At 61.5% G+C, this 23,307-nt stretch carries 17 protein-coding genes, 1 tRNA gene, 1 pseudogene and 1 riboswitch; of the genes and pseudogenes, 8 read left to right on the plus strand and 11 right to left on the minus strand.

Annotated elements, in window-relative coordinates; translation table 11 throughout:
• Window positions 1–636 precede the first annotated feature (636 nt).
• From FKV68_RS09880 to FKV68_RS09890, 3 genes are all read left to right on the plus strand, one after another.
• Window positions 637–4,434 carry a vitamin B12-dependent ribonucleotide reductase gene (locus tag FKV68_RS09880; RefSeq protein ID WP_180941300.1) on the plus strand — a complete coding sequence of 1,266 codons (3,798 nt, stop codon included), beginning with the start codon at window positions 637–639 and terminating at the stop codon, window positions 4,432–4,434.
• Between the two features lie 356 nt (window positions 4,435–4,790).
• Window positions 4,791–5,255, plus strand: coding sequence for a cupin domain-containing protein (locus FKV68_RS09885; protein ID WP_180941301.1), 465 nt, complete (start codon window positions 4,791–4,793; stop codon window positions 5,253–5,255).
• 112 nt (window positions 5,256–5,367) lie between these two features.
• Window positions 5,368–5,443: transfer RNA gene (locus tag FKV68_RS09890), tRNA-Ala, on the plus strand.
• A gap of 938 nt (window positions 5,444–6,381) precedes the next feature.
• Here FKV68_RS09890 and FKV68_RS09895 read toward each other — a convergent pair.
• Window positions 6,382–7,323, minus strand: coding sequence for an alpha/beta fold hydrolase (locus tag FKV68_RS09895; RefSeq protein WP_180941302.1), 942 nt, complete (start codon window positions 7,321–7,323; stop codon window positions 6,382–6,384).
• A gap of 240 nt (window positions 7,324–7,563) precedes the next feature.
• Between FKV68_RS09895 and FKV68_RS09900 the strand changes: the two genes are divergently transcribed.
• Window positions 7,564–7,938, plus strand: coding sequence for a hypothetical protein (locus FKV68_RS09900; protein WP_180941303.1), 375 nt, complete (start codon window positions 7,564–7,566; stop codon window positions 7,936–7,938).
• 20 nt (window positions 7,939–7,958) lie between these two features.
• Here the strand turns inward: FKV68_RS09900 and FKV68_RS09905 are convergent.
• Both FKV68_RS09905 and FKV68_RS09910 read right to left on the minus strand, forming a co-directional pair.
• Window positions 7,959–8,456: pseudogene (locus FKV68_RS09905) on the minus strand (copper chaperone PCu(A)C); the annotation flags it as partial.
• Window positions 8,457–8,655: 199 nt separating this feature from the next.
• Window positions 8,656–9,063, minus strand: a complete 408-nt coding sequence (locus tag FKV68_RS09910; RefSeq protein WP_180941305.1) for a hypothetical protein — start codon at window positions 9,061–9,063, stop codon at window positions 8,656–8,658.
• 162 nt (window positions 9,064–9,225) lie between these two features.
• Window positions 9,226–9,313: riboswitch (glycine riboswitch) on the plus strand.
• Window positions 9,314–9,430: 117 nt separating this feature from the next.
• On the opposite strand from FKV68_RS09910, the gene gcvT reads away from it, so the two are divergent.
• The 3 genes from gcvT to gcvP are packed head-to-tail and all read left to right on the plus strand — an operon-like array spanning window position 9,431 to window position 13,837.
• On the plus strand, window positions 9,431–10,594 hold the full coding sequence (gene gcvT / locus FKV68_RS09915; protein WP_425347577.1) for a glycine cleavage system aminomethyltransferase GcvT: 1,164 nt from the start codon (window positions 9,431–9,433) through the stop codon (window positions 10,592–10,594).
• Window positions 10,595–10,610: 16 nt separating this feature from the next.
• Window positions 10,611–10,973, plus strand: coding sequence for a glycine cleavage system protein GcvH (gene gcvH, locus FKV68_RS09920; protein ID WP_180941307.1), 363 nt, complete (start codon window positions 10,611–10,613; stop codon window positions 10,971–10,973).
• Window positions 10,973–13,837 (plus strand): aminomethyl-transferring glycine dehydrogenase, encoded by a 2,865-nt coding sequence (gene gcvP / locus FKV68_RS09925; RefSeq protein WP_180941308.1) that lies wholly within the window; start codon window positions 10,973–10,975, stop codon window positions 13,835–13,837. The genes gcvH and gcvP overlap by 1 nt, the downstream gene beginning before the upstream one ends.
• 118 nt (window positions 13,838–13,955) lie before the next feature.
• On the opposite strand, the gene sufA is transcribed toward gcvP, so the two are convergent.
• The 7 genes from sufA to FKV68_RS09960 all read right to left on the minus strand — a co-directional run bounded on the left by sufA (window position 13,956) and on the right by FKV68_RS09960 (window position 21,090).
• On the minus strand, window positions 13,956–14,348 hold the full coding sequence (gene sufA / locus FKV68_RS09930; RefSeq protein WP_180941309.1) for a Fe-S cluster assembly scaffold SufA: 393 nt from the start codon (window positions 14,346–14,348) through the stop codon (window positions 13,956–13,958).
• A 97-nt stretch (window positions 14,349–14,445) separates the two neighbouring features.
• The gene (locus FKV68_RS09935) at window positions 14,446–14,826 is read right to left on the minus strand and encodes an SUF system Fe-S cluster assembly protein (protein ID WP_180941310.1); all 381 of its coding nucleotides are present in this window, start codon (window positions 14,824–14,826) and stop codon (window positions 14,446–14,448) included.
• Between the two features lie 87 nt (window positions 14,827–14,913).
• Entirely contained in the window at window positions 14,914–16,155 is a 1,242-nt protein-coding gene (locus tag FKV68_RS09940; protein WP_180941311.1) for a cysteine desulfurase, read from the minus strand.
• A gap of 13 nt (window positions 16,156–16,168) precedes the next feature.
• Window positions 16,169–17,446, minus strand: a complete 1,278-nt coding sequence (gene sufD / locus FKV68_RS09945; RefSeq protein WP_180941312.1) for a Fe-S cluster assembly protein SufD — start codon at window positions 17,444–17,446, stop codon at window positions 16,169–16,171.
• 22 nt (window positions 17,447–17,468) lie between these two features.
• On the minus strand, window positions 17,469–18,224 hold the full coding sequence (sufC, locus tag FKV68_RS09950) for a Fe-S cluster assembly ATPase SufC (protein ID WP_180941313.1): 756 nt from the start codon (window positions 18,222–18,224) through the stop codon (window positions 17,469–17,471).
• Window positions 18,225–18,301: 77 nt separating this feature from the next.
• Window positions 18,302–19,771, minus strand: coding sequence for a Fe-S cluster assembly protein SufB (gene sufB, locus FKV68_RS09955; protein ID WP_180941314.1), 1,470 nt, complete (start codon window positions 19,769–19,771; stop codon window positions 18,302–18,304).
• A 152-nt stretch (window positions 19,772–19,923) separates the two neighbouring features.
• Window positions 19,924–21,090 (minus strand): cysteine desulfurase family protein, encoded by a 1,167-nt coding sequence (locus FKV68_RS09960; protein WP_180941315.1) that lies wholly within the window; start codon window positions 21,088–21,090, stop codon window positions 19,924–19,926.
• 224 nt (window positions 21,091–21,314) lie between these two features.
• Between FKV68_RS09960 and FKV68_RS09965 the strand changes: the two genes are divergently transcribed.
• Entirely contained in the window at window positions 21,315–21,992 is a 678-nt protein-coding gene (locus FKV68_RS09965; RefSeq protein WP_180941316.1) for an alpha/beta hydrolase, read from the plus strand.
• A 69-nt stretch (window positions 21,993–22,061) separates the two neighbouring features.
• Here the strand turns inward: FKV68_RS09965 and FKV68_RS09970 are convergent, their stop codons facing one another.
• Window positions 22,062–23,261, minus strand: a complete 1,200-nt coding sequence (locus tag FKV68_RS09970; protein WP_180941317.1) for a GGDEF domain-containing protein — start codon at window positions 23,259–23,261, stop codon at window positions 22,062–22,064.
• Window positions 23,262–23,307 lie beyond the last annotated feature (46 nt).

Here is a 23,307-nt window from a genome sequence, read left to right on the forward strand (position 1 = left end):
AATCGCCACGGAGCTGCCTCTTCGATGTCACCGCACAGCGAATCACTAAGGTGCGGTCATAGACGGACCGTGTTTGCAATCGCGGGTAGCGGTACGGCATAGCCTTCATCTGCTTTTTTACCCCTGAAAATTTTGATCTTGCCCCTGCCGTTGCGGCATTGTCGCAGGCAACCTGCTGAAGTCCCTGATTTTCAACGGCTTGACCAATGTCCCCGTTTTCCACAGTCGATCCACACAACATATAGCGCTCAAACTTCCGTCACAAACCACCCCTTGACGCCCCGAGCCGATTCACGGTTAATGGATTTCACGTTGCGACGGCGGCGGACCGGGAAGTTAAGAGGCCGGTTCATCTCCCCAAATCGTCGGTCCTGGCATGCGATCCGCACGGATGATCCGTGTGGCCGCGGCGGGGGAGTTTTGCGCGATTTTCGGGCCGTCGGGACAACATTCAGGCTGGCATAAATGACTTGTTAATACTATATTTAGTGTTTGCAGCCAGCATAATCACAAGATACAGGGTGACCCAGGGCGTGGGTTTCCTTCAAATGACGGAAGCTGGAGCTGGCTGCGGGACCTCGCGGCCGGGCGGGGATATTTGCGCCTCGGGCGCATGGCAACAAAGGACACGGGACCATGAAGATCGAACGCCGTTTCACGAAGGCCGGGCAAACCGCCTACGCCGAGATCGATTTCCGCAAGGCGACGAGTGAGATCAAGAACCCGGATGGGTCGATCGTTTTCCGCCTCGAGAACATCGATGTGCCGGCGCAGTTCTCCCAGGTCGCCGCCGACATTCTGGCGCAGAAGTATTTCCGCAAGGCGGGCGTGCCGGCCAAGCTGAAGCGTGTCGAGGAAAACGACGTACCCTCCTTCCTGTGGCGCTCCGTGCCCGATACCGATGCGCTGAAGGCGCTGCCGAAGGATGAGCAGTACGGCTCCGAAACGGATGCGCGCCAGGTTTTCGATCGCCTGGCCGGCACCTGGACCTATTGGGGCTGGAAGGGCGGCTACTTCGACACGGAAGAAGATGCTGCCGCTTTCCGTGACGAACTCGCCTACATGCTCGCGACCCAGCGCGTCGCGCCGAACTCGCCGCAATGGTTCAACACCGGCCTGCACTGGGCCTACGGCATCGATGGCCCCGGCCAGGGCCACTTCTATGTCGATCCCTTTACCGGCAAGCTGACGAAGTCGAAATCCGCTTACGAGCACCCGCAGCCGCATGCCTGCTTCATCCAGTCCGTTGCCGATGACCTCGTCAACGAGGGCGGCATCATGGATCTCTGGGTGCGCGAGGCGCGCCTCTTCAAATACGGCTCCGGCACCGGCTCCAACTTCTCGCATCTGCGTGGCGAAGGCGAAAAGCTGTCGGGCGGCGGCAAGTCCTCCGGCCTCATGAGCTTCCTGAAGATCGGCGACCGCGCCGCCGGCGCCATCAAGTCGGGCGGCACGACGCGCCGCGCTGCCAAGATGGTGGTCGTCGACATCGACCATCCGGATATCGAGGAATACATCAACTGGAAGGTCAAGGAAGAGCAAAAGGTCGCTGCCCTCGTCACCGGCTCCAAGATCGTCGCGAAGCATCTGAAGGCGATCATGAAGGCCTGCGTCAATTGTGACGGCAGCGACGACGCCTGCTTCGACCCGAAGCAGAACCCGGCGCTGAAGCGTGAGATCCGCGCCGCCAAGCAGGCGCTGGTTCCAGAAAACTACGTCAAGCGCGTCATCCAGTTCGCGCGCCAGGGCTACAAGGATATCGAGTTCAAGACCTATGACACGGACTGGGATTCGGAAGCCTATCTCACCGTCTCCGGCCAGAACTCGAACAACTCCGTGTCGATCAAGGACGACTTCCTGCGTGCCGTCGAGGCCGATGGTGAGTGGAAACTGACCGCCCGCAAGGACGGCCGTGTGATGAAGACGTTGAAGGCCCGCGATCTCTGGGAGTCGATCTCCTACGCCGCCTGGGCGTCGGCCGACCCGGGCCTGCACTTCAACACGACGATGAACGACTGGCACACCTGCCCGGCTGCCGGCCCGATCCGCGCGTCGAACCCATGCTCGGAATACATGTTCCTCGATGACACGGCCTGCAATCTCGCCTCACTGAACTTGATGCAGTTCAAGGATGCCGCCACCAAGCGGATCAACATCGGCGATTACGAACATGCCGTCCGCCTCTGGACGCTCGTTCTCGAAATCTCGGTGATGATGGCGCAGTTCCCGTCCCGCGAGATCGCCGAGCTTTCCTATGAATACCGCACGCTCGGCCTCGGCTACGCCAATATCGGCGGCCTGCTGATGTCGTCCGGCATTCCCTATGACTCGGCCGAAGGCCGTGCCATCGCCGGTGCGCTGACCGCGATCATGACCGGTATTGCCTATGCCACTTCGGCCGAAATCTCGGCCAAGCTCGGCCCCTTCCCGAGCTTTGCGCCGAACCGCGACAACATGCTGCGCGTCATGCGCAACCATCGCCGTGCCGCCTACGGCGAGGCGAAGGGCTATGAGAGCCTGTCGGTCAACCCGGTCGCTCTCGTCCACGCCGATTGCCCGGACCAGGACCTGATCACCCACGCCAAGAGCGCCTGGGACAAGGCGGTCGAACTCGGGGAGAAGCACGGCTACCGCAATGCCCAGGGAACCGTTATCGCGCCGACCGGCACGATCGGCCTCGTAATGGATTGCGACACCACCGGCATCGAGCCTGACTTCGCGCTCGTAAAGTTCAAGAAGCTCGCCGGCGGCGGCTACTTCAAGATCATCAACCGCGCGGTACCGGAAGCACTGCGCACGCTCGGCTACTCGGAAAGCCAGATCGCCGAGATCGAGGCTTACGCCGTCGGCCACGGCAACCTCAACCAGGCGCCGGCGATCAACCCGGCGACGCTCAAGGCCAAGGGCTTCACCGACGAGAAAGTCGAAGCCGTCAACGCCGCGCTGAAGTCCGCCTTCGACATCAAGTTCGTCTTCAACCAGTGGACGCTTGGTGCAGATTTCCTCAAGGGCACGCTGAAGGTCACCGACGAACAGCTTGCCTCCATGGACTTCAACCTCCTCGAGCACCTGGGCTTCTCCAAGAAGGACATCGAAGCCGCCAACATCCACGTTTGCGGCGCGATGACGCTCGAAGGCGCGCCGTTCCTGAAGGCCGAACACCTGCCGGTGTTCGATTGCGCCAACCCCTGCGGCAAGATCGGCAAGCGTTACCTTTCGGTCGAGAGCCACATCCGCATGATGGCGGCCGCCCAGCCGTTCATCTCCGGCGCGATCTCGAAGACGATCAACATGCCGAACGAGGCGACCGTCGAGGATTGCAAGAACGCCTACATGCTTTCCTGGAAGCTGGCGCTGAAGGCGAACGCCCTTTATCGCGATGGATCGAAGCTGTCGCAGCCGCTGAACGCTTCGCTGATCGAGGACGACGAGGAAGAGGAAGCAATCGAAGAGCTGATGCAGGCACCGGCGGCCGCCCAGGCTGTCGCAGTGACCGAGAAGATCGTAGAGCGCGTGATCGAGAAGGTCATCCGCGCCCGTGAAAAGCTGCCGAATCGCCGCCAAGGCTACACCCAGAAGGCGATCGTCGGCGGCCATAAGGTCTACCTCCGCACCGGCGAATTCGGCGATGGCCGCTTGGGCGAGATCTTCATCGACATGCACAAGGAAGGCGCCGCCTTCCGCGCGATGATGAACAACTTCGCCATCGCCATCTCGCTCGGCCTGCAATATGGCGTGCCGCTCGAAGAATATGTGGAGGCCTTCACCTTCACCAAGTTCGAGCCGGCCGGCATGGTCCAGGGCAATGACGCGATCAAGAACGCGACGTCGATCCTCGACTACGTGTTCCGCGAACTCGCGGTCTCCTATCTCGGCCGCCACGACCTTGCGCACGTCGATACCTCCGACTTCGGCAACACCGCACTGGGCCGCGGCATTCAGGAAGGCAAGACCAACCTCGTCTCGACCGGCTGGACCCGCGGCTACAAGCCGACCATCGTCGGCGGCACGGCAGATCGCACCCTCTCCGAGCCGAAGGGTGCATCGACCGCCGCACCGGCGCGTGCTTCCGGCGGTGCCACGATCACCTCGATCGCCGGCAACGCCGCCCGCAAGCTGGAACCGGCCGTGGCGGCTGCTGCATCGGAAGCCCTCGCCTTCAAGCGCGATTATGAAGAACGCGCCGCGGAGCTTGCCGAAGACGTTGCGGCCGATTCGGACGAGGGCGTAACCGCCCTCTTCTCCGACAAGGCCGCCGCTGAGGCCGCCTCCGCCAAGGCCGACGCCAAGAAGGTCGAAGCCGAACGCCGCGCCCGCTCGATCATGCAGGGCTACACCGGCAACATGTGCTCCGAGTGCCAGAACTTCACGATGGTCAGGAACGGCACCTGCGAGAAGTGCGACACCTGCGGCGCGACGAGCGGGTGCAGCTGATGACACTTGCGCCCCGGCTGCTGCTGATGATGCTGCTGCGGGACTGAACACCACCTAGCAAAGAAAAGTCAGAGAGCGGCCACCCGGCCGCTCTTATGCGTTATATCGCATGTCTGGCTCAGCTTGTTCGCCGCGCTACATACCCGTGCAGCGTGTGTCTGATCATGGGCAGACGGCTGCAGGGGAAGGACTTGCACCCGCGTGCGCCGGCAACGAACGCGCGCCTCAGCGCATCGGCCTGAAAATCGGAATCGATTTTCGGAAAGCACGATGCGTAGATTCAAAGACTTACAGCGTCCTTTGTGCGTCCTGAAGGACGCACGGCGCTGTAGCCGAGCCGTGGGAGGGAAGGAACGATGAGAGATGTCGACGGCAAACAGTTCGTTCTGGCAGGCATCGTCATGAAACGCCTGCTGTCCGGAGAACAGACAGCGGGGCAGTTCTGCCTCTTCGAGAACAACAGCGACGGAAACACGAGGACGCCGATCCATGTCCACGCCAAGGACGACGAGACGGTCTACATCGTCAAGGGCGAACTGACTGCGGTGATCGACGGCGAGCGTCGGCGCCTGACCGCAGGCGAGAGCATCTTCCTGCCGCGCGGCATTCCGCACCAGCTTATGAACATGAGCGGCAATCCTTGCAGATACATCTTGATCGGGACGCCCGCTTTGTTCGACCGGTTTGTCGAGGAAGCCGGCCACGAACTTCGACCGGGCGAAGTCGCAGGGCCGCCGACACCCGAGGAGATCGAGCGCCTGCGCGAGGCTTCGCCAAGGTTCGGCATCACTTTGCTCTCGGATTGGCACCAGCCCAGGTGACTAAGTGTCCTGGGCATCAACGCGTCTCCTGACGAAGAGACCAGTCTCGCTCACCTTCGTGTCACAGGACACTGGCGCCCCTCGCGGAATTCTCCTATACACTTCAGGTGATGGGGTCGTAGCTCAGTTGGGAGAGCGCCGCAATCGCACTGCGGAGGTCGAGGGTTCGAATCCCTTCGACTCCACCAAATGTTTCTTGTCCGGCCCGGACCCTAAGACATGGGTGACGATCTCGCGTCGAGGGAAGCACCTGCCCCGGCACGCGCGGATGTCGGTATATGACTTGACCCGCGCGAGTTTCGGACGCGGCTTCCATGAAAGCCCGACTTCGAGGACTTCAGCGAAAGCGCTTTCTGGCCAAATGCCGACATTTGCGGTCTGAGAGGCTTTGGCGATTTGCCTGGCCCCGCGCGGCTGCTGTCGGAGATTCTGCCGATGCGGGCCAACAATCACCGCGGCGGAACGATGCCCTGGTAGTACTCCCCTTCGCCTCCGACGTGGACGGTTTGCGAGCATGCCGCGAGAGTGGCGATTGCGAGCAACAACAGGATCTTGCGCATAGGTCTCGTACTTTTTGCTAACGGATTGACGATCATTGATATTCCGGCGTTGGCGCGGGATCAATTCCCTACGGGTGATCGGGAGCCATTCTTTTGGATGTGCTCACTCATTGGCCAAGCGAAGATTTGCGACAGAGCATCGGCTATGCCTCAAATGGAGTGCGTCCATTCAGGAGACGCGATCAGCGGGGCAGGAAGCCCGGTCGATGAGGCCCCCCTGCGTCACGACTTCCGTAACGTGAATGCGGTTGGCGTTCTAGAATGGGGTCGGCGGTACGATGCCCGGATAGTAATCCCCTTCCCCGCGTTCGTACCGGTCGACCGTGGTCGACCTTGAGGTTTGCGAGCACGCGCACAGTGCAGAAAGCGCTACCAACAACACGATCACGCGCATAGACCTTCGTCCTTTCCTGGCTGAGTGACGTCCCCCAATGCTCATGCATTTGCGCAGGATCTGGCGGCCCCTTTTCTTCGTTGCGACTGTGATTGTACTATGTTGCTCAACCGAAGGTATAGAAATTATTGGGTGAATTCGGGCACCCATCGCAGCATGCGAATGCGTTGGTCTATTTCCCCCGGACCTCTTCCGCCCAGCTCTTCGCGCCGCTCTCGCCGTTGAGGAAGGGTAAGGCTGCTTCCAAAAGCTTCGGCGAGACGAAGATGTCGTAATGGGTGAGATCGGGCAGGATCGCCAGCCGGTTCTTCGACATGTTCTCGCGCATCCAGCCGGCGTCCTTCAGACCGCCGCCGAGCTTGTGGTAGAAATCGACGACGTGCTCAAGCCGGAACATGTCGCTGTCGCCATAAATGAGCATGACGGGCATGGTGAGCTTGGCCACGGCTGCTGACCCGTCATAGTCGCGCCGCATCAGGTCGCCCATAGCGTCGAGCAGTTTCGGGAACTCCGACACGTCCGGCGCGACGGCAGCGTAGGACTTGTACATCGGCGTCTCCTTCATCATCTCGGCCGCGCCTGCGCCGACCTGGGCCTGCGCTGCGATCATTTCGGGATAAAAGCCGTCTTTGGCGTAGGGCGTCGAGACCAGCACCAGCCGCCGCACGCTCCCGGGCGCCTGCGCCGCCATCTGCAAAGCGACGCCGCCGCCCATCGAATAGCCGAGCACGTCGACCTGTTCGTAGCCGAGCTCCTTGACGAGAGCGCCCATGTCCGCGCCCATCGCGGCGAGATCGATCCGGCGGTTGCCGAGTGGCGTACGGCCGTGTCCCTGGAGATCGACGCCGATCACCTGGCGGCTCTCGGCAAGCTTCGCGAGATTAGGCCCGAACATTTCGATGATCCCGAGACCACCATGGAGCAGCAGTACCGGCTCGCCATCGCCGTAGACCTGATAGTAGTAGTTGATGCCGTTCAGCTTGAGGTGCCCGCTCCTCGTTGGCGCCGGGGTTGCCTTCTGTTCCACTGTCGCCTCTTCGGCGGCGCTTGTCGCGGGCGTGCAAAGTGCGCCTATCGTCGCAACGATCAGGCTGACCAAGGTCGTCTTCAGCATGTCTCATCCTCCAGTTTGGATCGCCCTAGGTGGCGTGTCATGCCTCAAGGACGGCCCGGCGGATAATCTGCCGACAGCACAGCGCAAACTTTTTGCCGGCCGCCGCTGCAGTCGACGCAAACGTTAAGATTTGTATAAAATCCGCCCGCCCGATTTCACCGCCTCGCAAGCGAAATCTGGCACAGAAGAAGGATTGTTGAGGTTCGAAAAGGCGCTTGGCGCTGAACGAGGCGGGATATCTTGACCCAGGTCGTCTCCATCTCCGCGACAACGGCGGCATACGCGGCGGAAGCCGTGAAGCCGTCGGCCCGCGTGCGTGGCGACGGCCCGACCGATGAGGCGATCACGCTGCTTTCGGTGCGCAGGCAGGAACACGCCGCGCCAGCGCCAATTGCCATGGTCAAGGGCGCCCTGCCCCTCGGGTTAATGCTCATCAGCGCCGATGGCCGCCCGCCGCAAGAGACGCAGGCCGAAGCGCTGCGTCGCTATCTCGAACACATGGATGATGAACGCGGCGAGAAAGAGGAAAGCCGGCAGGACGATCCTGCCGGCGACGAAAGAGAAAATGACGATGAGATCGCCGCGATGCTGGATCAATTCATCCAGGGATCGTGACGGTCTGAAGCGGACGAGGTTCAGTTGTGCTTATGGCCGCCGGTGGCGGCGCCGACTGGCAGCACATAATCGACCTTGCCCGCCTTTTCGAAGGTGAGCGTCACGGGCACTGTCTCGCCCTCGGCAAAGGGCTTCTTCACCTCCATGAACATCAGGTGCAGGCCGCCGCTCTTCAGTTCGACGGTCGCGCCTGCCGGAATGGCAACGCCGTCATCGAGCTTGCGCATCTTCATGACGTCGTTTTCCATCTTCATTTCATGCAGTTCTACCCGCCCTGCAGCAGGGCTCTCGACAGCGAGCAGCCGATCGTCAGTGCCGCCGGTATTCTTCACGACAAATCCGCCACCGCCGACCTTCGCGCCTGGCAGCATTGCCTTGACGGCGCCGCCGGAGATTTCGAGGTCCCCGGCCCCGACCGGCCCACCGGCCATCTGCTGATTGTCCTGCTCGCCCTGTGCGTGCGTGCTGCTTGCGAGCGTCACAGTCGGTGCCGGGCCCTCGGCCGCCACCTGGTCAAACTGGAGAACGGCCCTGGAAGTTGTTTCGGCAGCGGTTTGGAAGGTGGAATGGGCCTGCGCCATAGTGGTGGCGGTAAGGCTGAGGCCGGCGGCAAGCAGGGTCAATTTGATCTTGGTCATGTCGTAATCTCCGAACCACGCGGGTCTCGGACCCTTGTGGTCAACACCGCCTTGGCGGTTGAATGAAAAATGGAATGCGTCAGGAGAAGCTTACGACAGCTGTTGGCGGACCGCGTGACGGCGGCAACAGCCGGAATAGGGGAAGCGCCACTTCGGTCTTGATGGCTGGCGCCTGAACGAGCCAGTTGCCGTTGTCAGCGGGGGCGCTTTCTTGGGGCGGCGCTGGCAGCATGACCGATCCGGCCAGGCGGCAGGCTTCACATACGGGGGCGATCTTGGGCGCTTTTTCCTGTCCCGCGTCATGATCGACACCGTCCGTGCCGAAGCAGATATCCGCGAATGTGCCGTCGGGCAGCAGATACTCGGCAGCATCCTCTGGGCCCAGCGTTTTCGGGAAAGCCGGCTTGTGGGCGAAAGACAGGAAAACGAGCGCAAAGGCGGTGAGCACCCGCACCGCAATCCGCCATTTGTCCACGCGCCTTGCCATGATCTCCCCTTGGTCAGCCAATTCGTTATCCCCAGCCGACCAGAATTGCAAAGGCCGAATTGCCGCACGTTGTTAGCGGCGGTGATGAAGCTCACGCGACAAAAATATGTTTGGTCGCGACATAGGCTCTTGCCAAGTTCCGGCCTTCGCCGTTATCTGGAGACGATCTTGTTGGGAGAAACCGGTTCAATCCGGTGCCGAAGGAGCAACCGCCCCGGAAACTCTCAGGCCAAAGGACCAGCAAGGTGCCGGTAGGACTCTGGAGAGAAGCGGTCACGCTCGCCGAAGGGATAACAATCTCAGGCAAAGGGACAGAGGGGGCTCAAATTTCTCGGCGTTTGACGCCGGTAGTGTGAGCCGGCGCAGGATGCGCCAGACCTGGAGGCCGGATTTGGAAGATATTTCCCATTTGAAGCACACGCCGCTTAACGCGTTGCACCTTTCACTCGGTGCGCGCATGGTGCCCTTTGCCGGCTACGACATGCCGGTGCAGTACCCGGAAGGCGTTCTCAAGGAACACCTGCACACTCGCGCCGCAGCAGGCCTCTTCGACGTGTCGCACATGGGCCAGATCGTCGTCCGGCCGAAGTCCGGTCGCATCGAGGACGCGGCGCGGGCGCTCGAAAAACTCGTGCCTGTCGACGTGCTCGGCCTGGCGGAGGGCCGCCAGCGTTATGGCCTGTTCACCAATGACGAAGGCGGCATCCTTGACGATCTGATGATCACCAATCGCGGCGATCACCTTTTCCTCGTCGTCAATGCCGCCTGCAAGGGCGCGGATTTCGAGCACCTGAAGAAGGGTCTTGGCGACAGTTGCGAGGTCACCATGCTCGATGACCGCGCTCTAGTTGCGCTGCAGGGACCGCGTGCGGAAACGGTGCTGTGCGAGCTCTGGGCAGACGTCGCCTCCATGCGCTTCATGGATGTGGCGGAGGCCGACCTCCACGACGTGAGCTGCATCATTTCTCGCTCCGGCTACACCGGCGAGGACGGCTTCGAAATCTCGATCCCCGTCCAGTCGGCCGCCGACGTGACCCAGCGCCTGCTGGAACATCCGGACGTCATGCCGATCGGTCTCGGCGCGCGCGATTCGCTTCGCCTCGAGGCGGGTCTTTGTCTTTACGGCAACGACATCGATACCGACACGACGCCGGTCGAGGCGGCGCTCGAATGGGCGATCCAGAAGAGCCGCCGCTCGGGCGGCGATCGCGCCGGCGGTTTCCCCGGTGCCGAGCGCATCCTTTCCGAATTCGCCAGCGGAGCCGCGCGCCGCCGTGTCGGGTTGAAGCCTGAAGGGCGCGCGCCTGTTCGTGGCGGAGCCAAGATTTTCGCTGATGCCGAAGGCAAGATGCCCGTGGGCACCGTCACCTCCGGCGGCTTCGGCCCGAGCGTCGATGGCCCCGTTGCCATGGGCTATGTCGACGCCGCCCAGGCCGGAAACGGCACGAAACTTTACGCGGAGGTGCGGGGCAAATACCTGCCGCTTACCGTCACCGCCATGCCCTTTGTAAAACAAACCTACAAACGCTGATCAGGAGAGAGCGCCAATGCTGAAATTCACCGAGGAACACGAGTGGCTGAAGATCGAAGGTGACGTCGCGACTGTCGGCATCACCGAGCACGCAGCCGGGCAGCTCGGCGATCTCGTCTTCGTGGAACTGCCGGAAGCCGGTGCCTCCTTCGCCAAGGGCGATTCGGCCGCGACCGTCGAATCCGTCAAGGCGGCCTCCGACGTTTATTGTCCGCTCGACGGAGAGATTGTCGAGGTCAACCAGGCGATCGTCGACGACCCTTCGCTCGTCAACAGTGATCCGCAGGGTGCTGCCTGGTTCTTCAAGCTGAAACTCGCCGATCCGAGTGCCGTCAACGCCCTTCTCGATGAAGCGGCCTACAAGGAGCTCGTCGCCTGATGAGCATGCCCAAGGACTTCACCTTTACCGACTACAAACCTTACGACTTCGCCAATCGGCGTCACATTGGCCCCTCGCCCGCGGAAATGGATGAGATGCTGAAGGTTGTCGGCTATCCAAGCCTCGACGCCCTCATCGACGATACGGTTCCGCCGGCGATCCGTCAAAAAACACCGCTCGTCTGGGGCACGCCGATGACCGAGCGCGAGGCGCTCGACAAGCTGCGCGAAACGGCGAACCGCAACCAGAAACTCGTCTCGCTGATCGGTCAGGGCTATTACGGCACGATCACGCCGCCGGTCATCCAGCGCAATATTCTGGAAAATCCGGCCTGGTACACCGCCTATACGCCTTATCAGCCCGAAATCAGCCAAGGCCGCCTCGAAGCCCTGCTCAATTACCAGACCATGGTCTGCGACCTGACCGGGCTCGATGTCGCGAATGCTTCACTGCTCGACGAGGCGACGGCGGCTGCGGAAGCCATGGCCATGGCCGAGCGCGTTGCGAAGTCGAAGGCGAAAACCTTCTTTGTCGACGCGAATTGCCACCCCCAGACGATCGCGCTCCTGAAAACCCGTGCTGCGCCGCTCGGGTGGCAGGTCGTTGTCGGCGATCCCTTCGCGGATCTCGATGCCGCCAATGTCTTCGGCGCGATCTTCCAGTATCCAGGCACCTACGGCCACGTTCGCGACTTCACCACCCTGATCGCCAAGCTGCACGAACAGGGCGCGATCGCGGCCGTCGCGGCCGACCCGCTGGCGCTGGCGTTGCTCAAGTCGCCCGGCGACATGGGCGCTGATATCGCCATCGGCTCGACGCAGCGCTTCGGCGTCCCGGTTGGTTATGGCGGCCCGCATGCAGCCTATATGGCCGTCAAGGACGCCTACAAGCGCTCGATGCCGGGCCGTCTTGTGGGCGTTTCGGTCGATTCGCGCGGCAACCGCGCCTACCGTCTGTCGCTGCAGACGCGCGAACAGCACATCCGCCGCGAAAAGGCGACATCCAACATCTGCACGGCGCAGGTGCTGCTTGCCGTGATGGCGTCGATGTATGCCGTTTTCCACGGCCCGCAGGGCATCAAGGCGATCGCGCAGAGCGTCCACCAGAAGACGGTGCGTCTCGCGATGGGGCTGGAAAAGCTCGGCTACACTGTCGAGCCGGACGTCTTCTTCGACACGATCACGGTCGAGGTGGGCAAGCTGCAGGGCATCATCCTGAAGACGGCGGTGGCCGAGGAAGTGAACCTTCGCAAGATCGGCAGCACGAAAATCGGCATCAGCCTCGACGAACGCTCGCGGCCGGTGACGCTCGAAGCCGTCTGGCGCGCCTTCGGCGGTGATTTCAGGGTGGAAGAGTTCGAGCCGGGCTATCGCCTGCCGCAGCCGTTGCTGCGCACCAGCGAATATTTGACCCATCCGATCTTCCACATGAACCGCGCTGAAAGCGAGATGACGCGCTATATCCGCCGCCTCGCGGACCGCGATCTCGCGCTCGACCGGGCGATGATCCCGCTCGGCTCGTGCACGATGAAGCTCAACGCTACGGCGGAAATGCTGCCGATCAGCTGGCCGGAATTTTCCGAAATTCATCCCTTCGCTCCGGCGGACCAGGCGCTCGGCTATCGCCACATGATCGAGGATCTGTCGCAAAAACTTTGCGCAGTCACGGGATATGACGCGATTTCGATGCAACCAAACTCGGGTGCGCAAGGTGAATATGCCGGTCTTCTGACGATTCGCGCCTATCACATCGCCAACGGCAACGATCATCGCGACGTTTGCCTCATTCCGACCTCGGCGCACGGCACCAACCCGGCCTCCGCGCAGATGGCCGGCATGAAGGTGGTGGTCGTCAAGGTCAGCGACATCGGCGAAATCGACATGGACGATTTCCGTGCCAAAGCCGAGCAACATGCCGACAATCTCTCCTGCTGCATGATCACCTATCCCTCCACGCATGGCGTGTTCGAGGAGAATGTGCGCGAAGTCTGCGAGATCGTTCACAAGCACGGCGGCCAGGTCTATATGGATGGTGCCAACATGAACGCCATGGTCGGTCTCGCCCGACCCGGCGACATCGGCTCCGACGTCAGCCACCTGAACCTGCACAAGACTTTCTGCATTCCGCACGGAGGCGGCGGCCCAGGCATGGGACCGATCGGCGTGAAGGCGCATCTTGCTCCCTTCCTTCCGGGCCATCCGGAAACGGACGGTCATGAGGGTGCCGTGTCCGCAGCTCCCTTCGGTTCGGCCTCGATCCTGCCGATCTCCTGGAGCTACTGCCTGATGATGGGCGGCGAAGGCCTGGCCCAGGCGACCAAGGTGGCGATCCTCAATGCCAACTATATCGCCGCGCGGCTGAAGGGTGCTTACGATGTGCTCTACAAGTCGGCTAGGGGCCGTGTCGCACACGAATGCATCGTCGACACGCGTCCGCTTGTCGACAGCGCAGGCGTCACCGTCGACGATGTCGCCAAGCGCCTGATCGACTGCGGCTTCCATGCGCCGACAATGAGCTGGCCGGTTGCCGGCACGCTGATGATCGAGCCGACCGAGTCGGAAACGAAGGCGGAACTCGACCGGTTCTGCGATGCGATGCTGGCGATCCGCGAGGAAGCCCGCGCGATCGAGGAAGGCCGGATGGACAAGGTCAACAACCCGCTGAAGAATGCGCCGCACACGGTCGAAGACCTCGTCGGCGACTGGGATCGGCCCTATTCTCGCGAACAGGCTTGCTTCCCGCCCGGTGCCTTCCGGGTCGACAAATACTGGTCGCCGGTTAACCGTGTCGATAACGTCTACGGCGACCGCAATCTTGTCTGCACCTGCCCGCCGATCGAAAGCTACGCGGAAGCGGCGGAATGATGTGACGCGGCGGAGCGTGCCACGTGCACGACCGCCGCCCCGTCAACGACAATCGCGATAAAACGAAAAAGCCCGGCTGAAACCGGGCTTTCTTAAATTCTTCACGCTTGCGAAACGGTCAGTTCGCGCGAACGACGGCATCGCCGCGGGACGCAAGCGCCGCCAGATCGGCCGGCTTGAGCTCGACGGACTCGCCGCAGCCGCAGGCGGAAGTCTGGTTGGGGTTGTTGAAGGTGAAGCCGGAGCGCAGCGGCGTCACTTCGAAATCCATCTGAGTGCCGAGCAGATAGAGCACCGCCTCGGGCGCGACCCAGACCCTGGCATCGAGATGCTCGACCAGATCGTCCTTGCTATTCGGCTCGGTCACCAGGTCGATGGCATATTCCATGCCGGCGCAGCCGCCCTTCTTGATGCTCACGCGGATGCCCTTGGCATCGCTTCCAGCGTTCTCGACGATCGCCCGTACGCGGCCGGCGGCCGCATCGGTCAAGCTCATCACGGCAAAGCCCATCGGCTTTTTCTCCTTCATATCACCGGGGTAAAGGCCCAGCGCTTTCCAGAATCTAATGTAGTGCCCGCGCCTTAACGGATCAATATCAGGCTGAAGCTCAGTACCAGCCGAGCGCGACCTGCGCCTCTTCCGACATGCGGTCCGGCGTCCACGGCGGGTCGAAGGTCATCGTCACCTCGACGCCCAAAACACCTTCGACGGCGCCGACAGCGTTTTCGACCCAGCCCGGCATCTCACCCGCCACGGGGCAGCCCGGAGCGGTCAGCGTCATCTCGATCTTCACCATCCGGTCGTCTTCGATGTCGATCTTGTAGATAAGACCGAGCTCGAAGATGTCGGCCGGGATCTCCGGGTCATAGACTGTCTTGAGCGCTGCAATGATGTCGTCGCTGAGGCGCGCCAATTCCTCGGCAGGAATAGCCGAGTGAACGATGCCTTCGCGGACATCGACCTTTTCTTGCGTTGCATCCAGGCTCATATCGGCCTCCTTAGACAGGCTCCGCGAAAGTGTTCCGGTAAGAGCCCGCGAGAAAACAACATCAACAGACGCCCTGCAGCGGTCTGTTCAGGCGAAAAACTTGCGAGCGTGGTCCAGCGCATCGGCCAGCGCATCGACCTCGGCCCGCGTATTGTAGAGGCCGAAGGACGCACGGCATGTGGAGGTAACGCCGAAGCGTTTCAAGAGCGGCTGAGCACAATGTGTTCCTGCCCTGACGGCAACGCCAGCACGGTCGATTACCATTGAAACGTCGTGGGCATGAACGCCGGCAATCTCGAAGGAAAAGATGCTGCCCTTGCCCGGTGCATCGCCGAAGACCCGCAGCGAGTTGATCGACGACAGCCGCTCGCGGGCGTAAGCCGTGAGATCCGCCTCATGGGCCCGGATCGCTTCCCGGCCGATTTTATCCATATAATCGAGTGCGTAGCCGAGGCCGATCGCCTGCACGATCGGCGGTGTACCGGCCTCGAAGCGGTGCGGCGGATCGTTGTAGGTGACGCGGTCCTCGGTCACCTCCTCGATCATCTCGCCGCCGCCCATGAAGGGACGCATGTCCTTCAGGCGATCCATCTTGCCGTAGAGCACGCCGACGCCGGACGGACCGTACAGCTTGTGGCCGGTCATTACGTACCAGTCGCAGTCTATGTCCTGAACATCGACCGGCATATGCACAGCGCCCTGGCTACCGTCGATCAGCACCGGAATGCCGCGCTCACGGGCGATGCGGCAAATCTCCTTTACGGGCACGACCGTGCCGAGCGCGTTCGACATGTGGGTGATGGCGATCAGCTTCGTGCGTTCCGTCAGGCACTTGACGAAGTCCTTGATGTGGAACGTACCGTCGTCGTCGATGGGCGCCCAGACGAGCTTCGCACCCTGGCGCTCACGGATGAAATGCCAGGGAACGATGTTGGAGTGATGCTCCATGATCGAGAGCACGATCTCGTCGCCTTCGCCGAGTTTCGGCATGCCGTAGCCGTACGCAACCGTATTGATCGCCTCGGTCGAGGACTTGGTGAAGATGATGTTGTCGGCCGACGGCGCATTCAGGAACCGGCGAACCTTTTCGCGCGCCGCCTCATAGGCTTCCGTCGCGGCGTTCGACAGGAAATGCAGGCCGCGATGGACGTTGGCGTATTCATTGGCATAGGCATGGGCGACGGCGTCGATAACGAGCTGCGGCTTCTGCGCCGATGCGCCGTTGTCGAGATAGACAAGCAGCTTGCCATAGACCGTCCGCGAAAGGATCGGGAAATCCTTTCTGATGGCTTCGACGTCATAGGCCGGCACCGGCACGATATGTTCCATGTCTTTCGTCCAATCAGGCGTGTTTTTCCAGCCAGGTCGAGATTATGCCTTCCAGCGCCTCGACCAGTTCCTCGTCATCGTCAAGTTCTTCGACGATCTCGGCGACGAAGGCGTTAACGAGCATCGCGCGCGCCTTGTTCTCCGGGATGCCGCGGGCGAGCAGGTAGAAGAGCTGCGTATGGTCGATATCGGCGACCGTCGCACCATGACCGCACTGCACGTCGTCTGCAAAGATTTCGAGCTCAGGCTTTGCCGAAAGATCGGCATCGTCGGACAAGAGCAGCGTATTGCAGGACATCTTCGCGTCGGTCTTCTGCGCATCCTTGGCGACCAGGATCTTGCCTTGGAATACGCCCTTCGCCCGGTCGAAAACGACGTTGCGGATGATCTCGCTCGAGGTGGTGTGCGGCACGTCGTGGCTGAGCGTGAACGTCACGTCCGTGTGGCTCTCGCCGCCAAGCAGGTTGATGCCGCGCAGCGTCAGATCAGCACCCTCGCCGCTCGTCTTGCCATGGATCTCCTGGCGCACCAGCTTGCCGCCGGCGTTAATGACGAAGAGGTGCAGCTTCGCGTCCTTGCCGAGGTTGAAGCGGATCTGGCCGAGATGGGTATCGGCCGCGCCCTGCTGTTGCACGATGATCCAGATCACGTCGGAACCCTCGGCGAGGGTGACGTCGCTCACCGACGAAACGAAGCTCGGCTCCGCATTCGTCGACAGGTGCCGTTCGATCACCGTCGCCTTGGAGCCGGCGCCGAAGGACACGGGAAAGCGCGTGTGTGCTTGGCCATGACTCTGAACAACCTGAATCTCGAGCGGCGCTTCCAGTTCGGCGCCTTCCGCAAGCTCGATCTCGAGACCACCGCGGACGAGCCCGCCGTTGATCCGGCCGATTGCGTCATCCGAACCGAGAACAGCGAGACCGGCGATAGCCGAACCGTCAATCAGGCTCTCGGTGTAGGAGCGTGCCGTCACGCCTTTGGGAAGGCTCTTGACGTCGGCCTGACCGCTGCGAACCGAAAGCACCGACGAACCCGGAACGACGGCATCGACCCGATCGGCAAAGGCGGACGGATCGGCGTCAGGCACCGCGCGCAACAGCGTGCGCAAGTCCGTATAGTGCCAGGACTCGATGCGGCGGGTCGGCAATCCTGCCGTCCGCAGTTCGTGGACGAGCGTGTCGCGGAGCGACAGCACGGCCCCGTCGCCGGGCAGATCACCGATCTGCGCAGTATAGGCATCGACCAGCGCCGTTTCGGCGGCCGTCATCTTGATGGCCTGTTGCATATTCATTCGAACACTCCTTCAACAGGCGTCAGGCTGCTGCCTCGATCAGATCGGCATAGCCGTTGGCTTCCAGTTCATGCGCCAGCGTCTTGTCGCCCGACTTGATGACTTGGCCCTTGTAGAGAACGTGGACGGTATCGGGAACGATGTAGTCGAGCAGGCGCTGGTAGTGCGTGATCACGATAACGGCGCGATCGGGCGAACGTAGCGCATTGACGCCATCGGCGACGACCTTGAGCGCGTCAATGTCGAGACCCGAGTCGGTTTCGTCGAGCACGCAAAGCTTCGGCTCCAGCAGCGCCATCTGCAGGATTTCCGCACGCTTCTTCTCACCGCCGGAGAAGCCGACGTTGAGCGGACGGCGCAGCATTTCCGGTGCGATTTTCAGCTCGGCGGCGGCTTCCTTGACGCGACGCATGAATTCCGGTGTCGTCAGTTCATCCTCGCCGCGATATTTGCGCTGCTCGTTCATCGCCACCTTCAGGAACTGCATGGTGGCAACGCCGGGAATCTCGACCGGGTACTGGAAGGCGAGGAAGATACCCTTGGCTGCGCGCTCCGAAGCGTCGAGCTCCAGGATGCTTTCGCCGTTATAGAGGATGTCGCCCTCGGTCACTTCATAATCTTCGCGCCCCGAAAGGATATAGGACAGCGTCGACTTGCCGGAGCCGTTCGGTCCCATGATGGCGGCGACTTCGCCGGCCTTCACGGTCAGATCCAGGCCGCGGATGATCTCGGTGCCGTCTTCGGCGATGCGTGCGTGCAGGTTCTTGATTTCAAGCATTTTCAATCGTCCTCTTGGGAAGCGAATAGTTTTTGCGCGCAAGTCCGTGCGCGCTTTTCGATAGTCAGTTCGAGGCGTTAGCCCACGCTGCCTTCAAGCGAGATGCCGATCAGCTTCTGCGCTTCGACCGCGAATTCCATCGGCAGTTCCTGGATGACTTCCTTGACGAAGCCGTTGACGATCAGTGCGATCGCCGCCTCTTCCGGAATGCCGCGCTGCAGGCAGTAGAACAACTGGTCCTCGGAAATCTTGGACGTCGTTGCCTCGTGCTCGAACTGCGCCGTCGAATTCTTCGCTTCGATGTAGGGCACCGTATGGGCCCCGCACTTGTCGCCGATCAAGAGCGAGTCGCACTGCGTGAAGTTGCGGGCGTTCTCGGCCTTGCGGTGGGCCGAAACCTGACCGCGATAGGTGTTGTCCGAAACGCCGGCGGCGATGCCCTTCGAGATGATGCGGCTCGACGTATTCTTGCCGAGATGGATCATCTTGGTGCCGGAGTCGACCTGCTGGTGGCCGTTGGACACGGCGATCGAGTAGAACTCCCCGCGCGAGCCATCGCCACGCAGGATGCAGGACGGATATTTCCAGGTGATCGCCGAGCCGGTCTCCACCTGTGTCCAGGAAATCTTCGAGTTCTTGCCGCGGCAATCGCCGCGCTTGGTGACGAAGTTGTAGACGCCGCCCTTGCCGTGCTTGTCGCCCGGATACCAGTTCTGCACCGTCGAATACTTGATCTCGGCATCATCGAGCGCGATCAATTCGACGACCGCGGCATGAAGCTGGTTCTCGTCGCGCTGCGGCGCCGTGCAGCCCTCGAGATAGGACACATAGGCGCCCTCGTCGGCGATGATCAGCGTGCGCTCGAACTGGCCCGTGTTCTTCTCGTTGATGCGGAAATAGGTCGAAAGCTCCATCGGGCACCGCACACCCTTCGGCACGTAGACGAAGGAGCCATCGGTGAAGACAGCGGAGTTCAGCGTCGCATAGAAGTTGTCCGTCGGCGGAACGACCGAGCCGAGGTACTTCTTGACCAGATCCGGATGCTCGCGGATGGCTTCCGAGATCGACATGAAGATCACGCCGGCCTTCTTCAGCTCTTCCTTGAAGGTGGTGACGACCGAGACGGAATCGAACACCGCATCGACGGCGATCTTCGACTTCTGCACGCCAGCAAGGATTTCCTGTTCCTTGAGCGGGATACCGAGTTTCTCGTAGACCGCAAGCAGTTCCGGATCGACCTCTTCGAGCGACTTCGGACCCGTCGTGCCCTTCGGCGCGGCGTAGTAGTGAATGTCGTTGAAGTCGATCTTGGGATAGCGGACACGCGCCCAGCTCGGCTCGTCCATGGTCAGCCAGCGGCGATAGGCGTCAAGGCGCCACTCCAGCATCCACTCCGGTTCGTTCTTCTTGGCCGAAATGAAACGGATGATCTCCTCGGACAGGCCCTTCGGTGCCTTGTCCCTCTCGATCAGCGTTTCGAAGCCGTATTTGTACTGGTCCACGTCGATCTGGCGGACCTGATCAATGGTCTCCTGCACGGCAGGCATGTCGTTCTCCAATCTCGCCGGATCCAAGGTCCGGCAGCTTGTCAACACGATGCGAACTTTGCGCACCGCTTATGTAATGGCTAAAAGGCGCTTTTCACCCCGTTTGCCAAGCGGAAAGTTGCTTTTCCGCAAATTCATTCAATCGTTTTGCTTCATGCGGCCTGTCCGGTCGAGCGACGGCGGGCCGCCACTTTCGCGAACACCGCCCCGCAGCGCTCGATTTCGGCCTCCGTGGTTGCCTCGCCGATTGAAATACGCAACGCACCCTGTCGAGGATCGTAGCCCATCGCTGTCAGCACATGGCTCTGCCCGACCTTGCCGGAGGAGCAGGCCGATCCCGCCGATAGCGCCACGCCTTCGAGATCGAAGGCGATCTGGCCGGTTTCGGCTTTCAGGCCCGGAAGCGTGAAAAAGGTCGTGTTGCCGATGCGAGCAATATCGCGTCCATGGATCACCACATCCGGCGCCGACGACTGCATTTCGGCCTCGAGCCGGTCGCGCAGCGCGGCAACGGCGGCCATTCGTCCGTCTATATTACCGGCAGCCACACGGGCAGCCGCTCCAAAGCCGGCAAGTGCGGGCGCATTTTCCGTACCCGAACGGTGACCTTTCTCCTGCCCGCCGCCGCGGATCAGCGCCGAAGGCATCATCACTTCGCCACGTGCGATGAGCGCGCCCGCACCTTTCGGTCCGCCGATCTTGTGTGAAGAGACGATGAGGAAATCCGCGCCAAGCGCTTCGATCGACAAAGGCAGACGTCCGGCCGCCTGTACAGCATCGACGACCAGGAGGCCGCCATGGGCGCGAACGATGGCGGCCACCTCGGCGATGGGCTGGACTATACCGCTCTCGTTATTGGCAAGCATCACGGCGACCATTGGCAGCCCGGCCTGGCGGTCATGGGAGGCAAGCAATGTTTCCAGCACGGCACAATCGACGACACCGGCGGCCGTCACCGGCACCTCGCAAACATTTTCGCGCGCGAAACGCCCGCCCTCGCGGATCGCCGGATGCTCGATCGCCGACGCGTAGAGCTTGGCGATCCTGAGCGGCGTCCGCCCCATGCGGAAATCCGGGGTCAGCACCATATTGGCGGCCTCGGTCGCGCCGCTGGTGAAGGTGACTGAGGCGGCTTGCGCGCCGCAAAGTGCAGCGACATCACGCCGCGCGCTTTCGACAAGCGCGCGCGTCGCCCTACCCTCGCCGTGAACCGAAGACGGGTTGCCGACCTGATCAAGCGCCGACAGGAAGGCCTCGCGCGCTTCAGCTAGAAGCGGCGCCGTGGCGTTCCAGTCCATATAAATGCGCGATCCCGACATCGTTTCTTTCGTTAGGGCAAACGGCTCTGCCGTTACAATCGGTGCTGTTGCATTTTCCTTGAATTTTCCGCGTCGCTTGCCTTATGAGACGAAGCACAAGGCGGAATGCCCGCACCGAAGTTTTGAACGGTTCTAAACTAGGTTTTAGAAAAGCTGACTGCTTTCGTCAAGACAAGATCGGCACTGAAACCGCAATTCGAACCAGAAACATTCCCGGAGAGCCAATGCCCGAGATTATCTTCAACGGACCAGCCGGTCGACTGGAAGGTCGCTACCAGCCTTCGAAGCAGAAGAGCGCCCCGATCGCCATCGTCCTGCACCCGCACCCCCAGTTCGGCGGCACGATGAACAACCAGATCGTCTACCAGCTTTTCTACATGTTTCAGAAGCGCGGTTTCACGACGCTCCGGTTCAACTTCCGCGGTATCGGGCGAAGCCAGGGTGAGTTTGATCATGGTGCCGGCGAGCTTTCCGACGCGGCGTCTGCGCTCGACTGGGTGCAGAGCCTGCATCCCGATTCAAAGAGCTGCTGGGTTGCCGGTTACTCCTTCGGCGCCTGGATCGGCATGCAACTCTTGATGCGCCGTCCGGAAATCGAAGGCTTCATGGCGGTCGCGCCGCAGCCGAACATCTATGACTTCTCGTTCCTCGCCCCTTGCCCCTCGTCCGGGCTGATTATCAACGGCGATTCCGACAAGGTTGCCCCCGAGAAGGACGTCAACGGCCTCGTCGACAAGCTGAAGGCGCAGAAAGGCATCCTGATCACGCACAAGACCGTGCCCGGCGCGAACCATTTCTTCAACGGCCAGATCGAGAATCTGATGGCCGAATGCGAAGACTATCTCGATCGCCGTCTTAACGGCGAACTGACGCCGGAGCCGGCCGCCAAGCGCATCCGCTGACAGATGGATTGTACCAAGCCGTCTCGCGCGCGGATGAGCACGCGAGACGCGCTTAACAAAAGGCGGCGTCTAGCTCCGTCCGACCCAATGCGGGACTGCCGGCTTGACGACGTGTGTCGGCGTTTCGGCGCACTCAACCCTGTTTCGTCCAGCGGCCTTGGCGGCATAAAGCGCCTTGTCCGCACGTCGCATGGCCAATTCAAGCGGCTCGTTTACGACGACAGTAGCGACGCCGAAGCTGGCGGTAACCGTCGCGTTGTCAGGCAGGCCGTCAATCTGCATCGATGCCATCGCCGCGCGGATGCCATGGGCGAGCACACGCGCCTCGGACAGGCTCGTGAGGGGAAGAAACACGGCAAATTCCTCGCCTCCAAGGCGTCCGGCAACGGCGCGGCTCGGCATCAGGTCGTGAAGGAGGCATGAAAACCGCCGGATCACCTCGTCTCCGGCATGATGGCCGTAACTGTCGTTCACCTGCTTGAAATGGTCGAGGTCGGTAAGGATGAGAGCGCCAGGATTTTCGGCGCCGCGTCGCTCCAGCATCGGAGCAAGACGCTCCATGAAGCCCCGGCGATTGTAGAGGCCCGAAAGGGCGTCGATTTCAGAGCTGGCCCTGGCGTCGTCAATGATATCCTTGACCATGACGCCGAGCATTGCGAGGCCGGTTCCGACGATCAGCATGGCTCCAAGAGCCTGCGAAATCAGCGCGAACGGGCTGGAGACATAATCGGCTGCCGTTCTTCCTGCGCCTGCTGCCACGGCAGCGTAGATCTTCGCAAGGTAGTAGGCCGCACTCAACATCAGAAGCCAGAGCAGGATTCGGTCGGCGTAGTTTTTCCGCCGCGACCGGACGATAGCCGACGCGGACCACGCCTGTATCAGGAAGAACGGCATCTGGTAAAAGAAAGCGTGCTGCAAGGTCCCGCGCGGAAGGTCGTAAATCAGGAGATCCACGATGACCGAACCGATGAAGAAAGCTGCAAGCAGCGCCGGCCGGGCCGGCACCTGATAAAGCAGCCCAAGCCCGACGCGAAGCAGGCTGAAGCCCCCGAGGACACTCGCGAAAGCGGCTATCGCGAACAGGCGGGGAAACGGGCTGAAAGGCAGAACCGCTTCAAACACCGCCGCCAAGGAGGCGACAGCGAAACAGGCAGCTATCCAGATCGCCGGCCGGCCCGAGCGGCTTTTTGCCGCGACGACGAGGAATGCGACCACAAAAATCTGGGCGACAATAAAATTCACGGCCAGAAGGGAAATCGCACCACCCATTCGACAGCTTCCGAACAGCTCCGATTGCGAATCACCGATCCGCATA

Origin of the sequence: Sinorhizobium mexicanum (assembly GCF_013488225.1) — a bacterium.
GTDB lineage: Bacteria > Pseudomonadota > Alphaproteobacteria > Rhizobiales > Rhizobiaceae > Sinorhizobium > Sinorhizobium mexicanum.

Coding starts and splice junctions, on each gene's coding strand:
- FKV68_RS09880 (WP_180941300.1), top strand. CDS start 637: ATGAAGATCGAACGCCGTTTCACGAAGGCCGGGCAAACCGCCTACGCC.
- FKV68_RS09885 (WP_180941301.1), top strand. CDS start 4,791: ATGAGAGATGTCGACGGCAAACAGTTCGTTCTGGCAGGCATCGTCATG.
- FKV68_RS09895 (WP_180941302.1), bottom strand. CDS start 7,323: ATGCTGAAGACGACCTTGGTCAGCCTGATCGTTGCGACGATAGGCGCA.
- FKV68_RS09910 (WP_180941305.1), bottom strand. CDS start 9,063: ATGGCAAGGCGCGTGGACAAATGGCGGATTGCGGTGCGGGTGCTCACC.
- gcvT (WP_425347577.1), top strand. CDS start 9,431: ATGCGCCAGACCTGGAGGCCGGATTTGGAAGATATTTCCCATTTGAAG.
- gcvH (WP_180941307.1), top strand. CDS start 10,611: ATGCTGAAATTCACCGAGGAACACGAGTGGCTGAAGATCGAAGGTGAC.
- gcvP (WP_180941308.1), top strand. CDS start 10,973: ATGAGCATGCCCAAGGACTTCACCTTTACCGACTACAAACCTTACGAC.
- sufA (WP_180941309.1), bottom strand. CDS start 14,348: ATGGGCTTTGCCGTGATGAGCTTGACCGATGCGGCCGCCGGCCGCGTA.
- FKV68_RS09935 (WP_180941310.1), bottom strand. CDS start 14,826: ATGAGCCTGGATGCAACGCAAGAAAAGGTCGATGTCCGCGAAGGCATC.
- FKV68_RS09940 (WP_180941311.1), bottom strand. CDS start 16,155: ATGGAACATATCGTGCCGGTGCCGGCCTATGACGTCGAAGCCATCAGA.
- sufD (WP_180941312.1), bottom strand. CDS start 17,446: ATGAATATGCAACAGGCCATCAAGATGACGGCCGCCGAAACGGCGCTG.
- sufC (WP_180941313.1), bottom strand. CDS start 18,224: ATGCTTGAAATCAAGAACCTGCACGCACGCATCGCCGAAGACGGCACC.
- sufB (WP_180941314.1), bottom strand. CDS start 19,771: ATGCCTGCCGTGCAGGAGACCATTGATCAGGTCCGCCAGATCGACGTG.
- FKV68_RS09960 (WP_180941315.1), bottom strand. CDS start 21,090: ATGTCGGGATCGCGCATTTATATGGACTGGAACGCCACGGCGCCGCTT.
- FKV68_RS09965 (WP_180941316.1), top strand. CDS start 21,315: ATGCCCGAGATTATCTTCAACGGACCAGCCGGTCGACTGGAAGGTCGC.
- FKV68_RS09970 (WP_180941317.1), bottom strand. CDS start 23,261: ATGGGTGGTGCGATTTCCCTTCTGGCCGTGAATTTTATTGTCGCCCAG.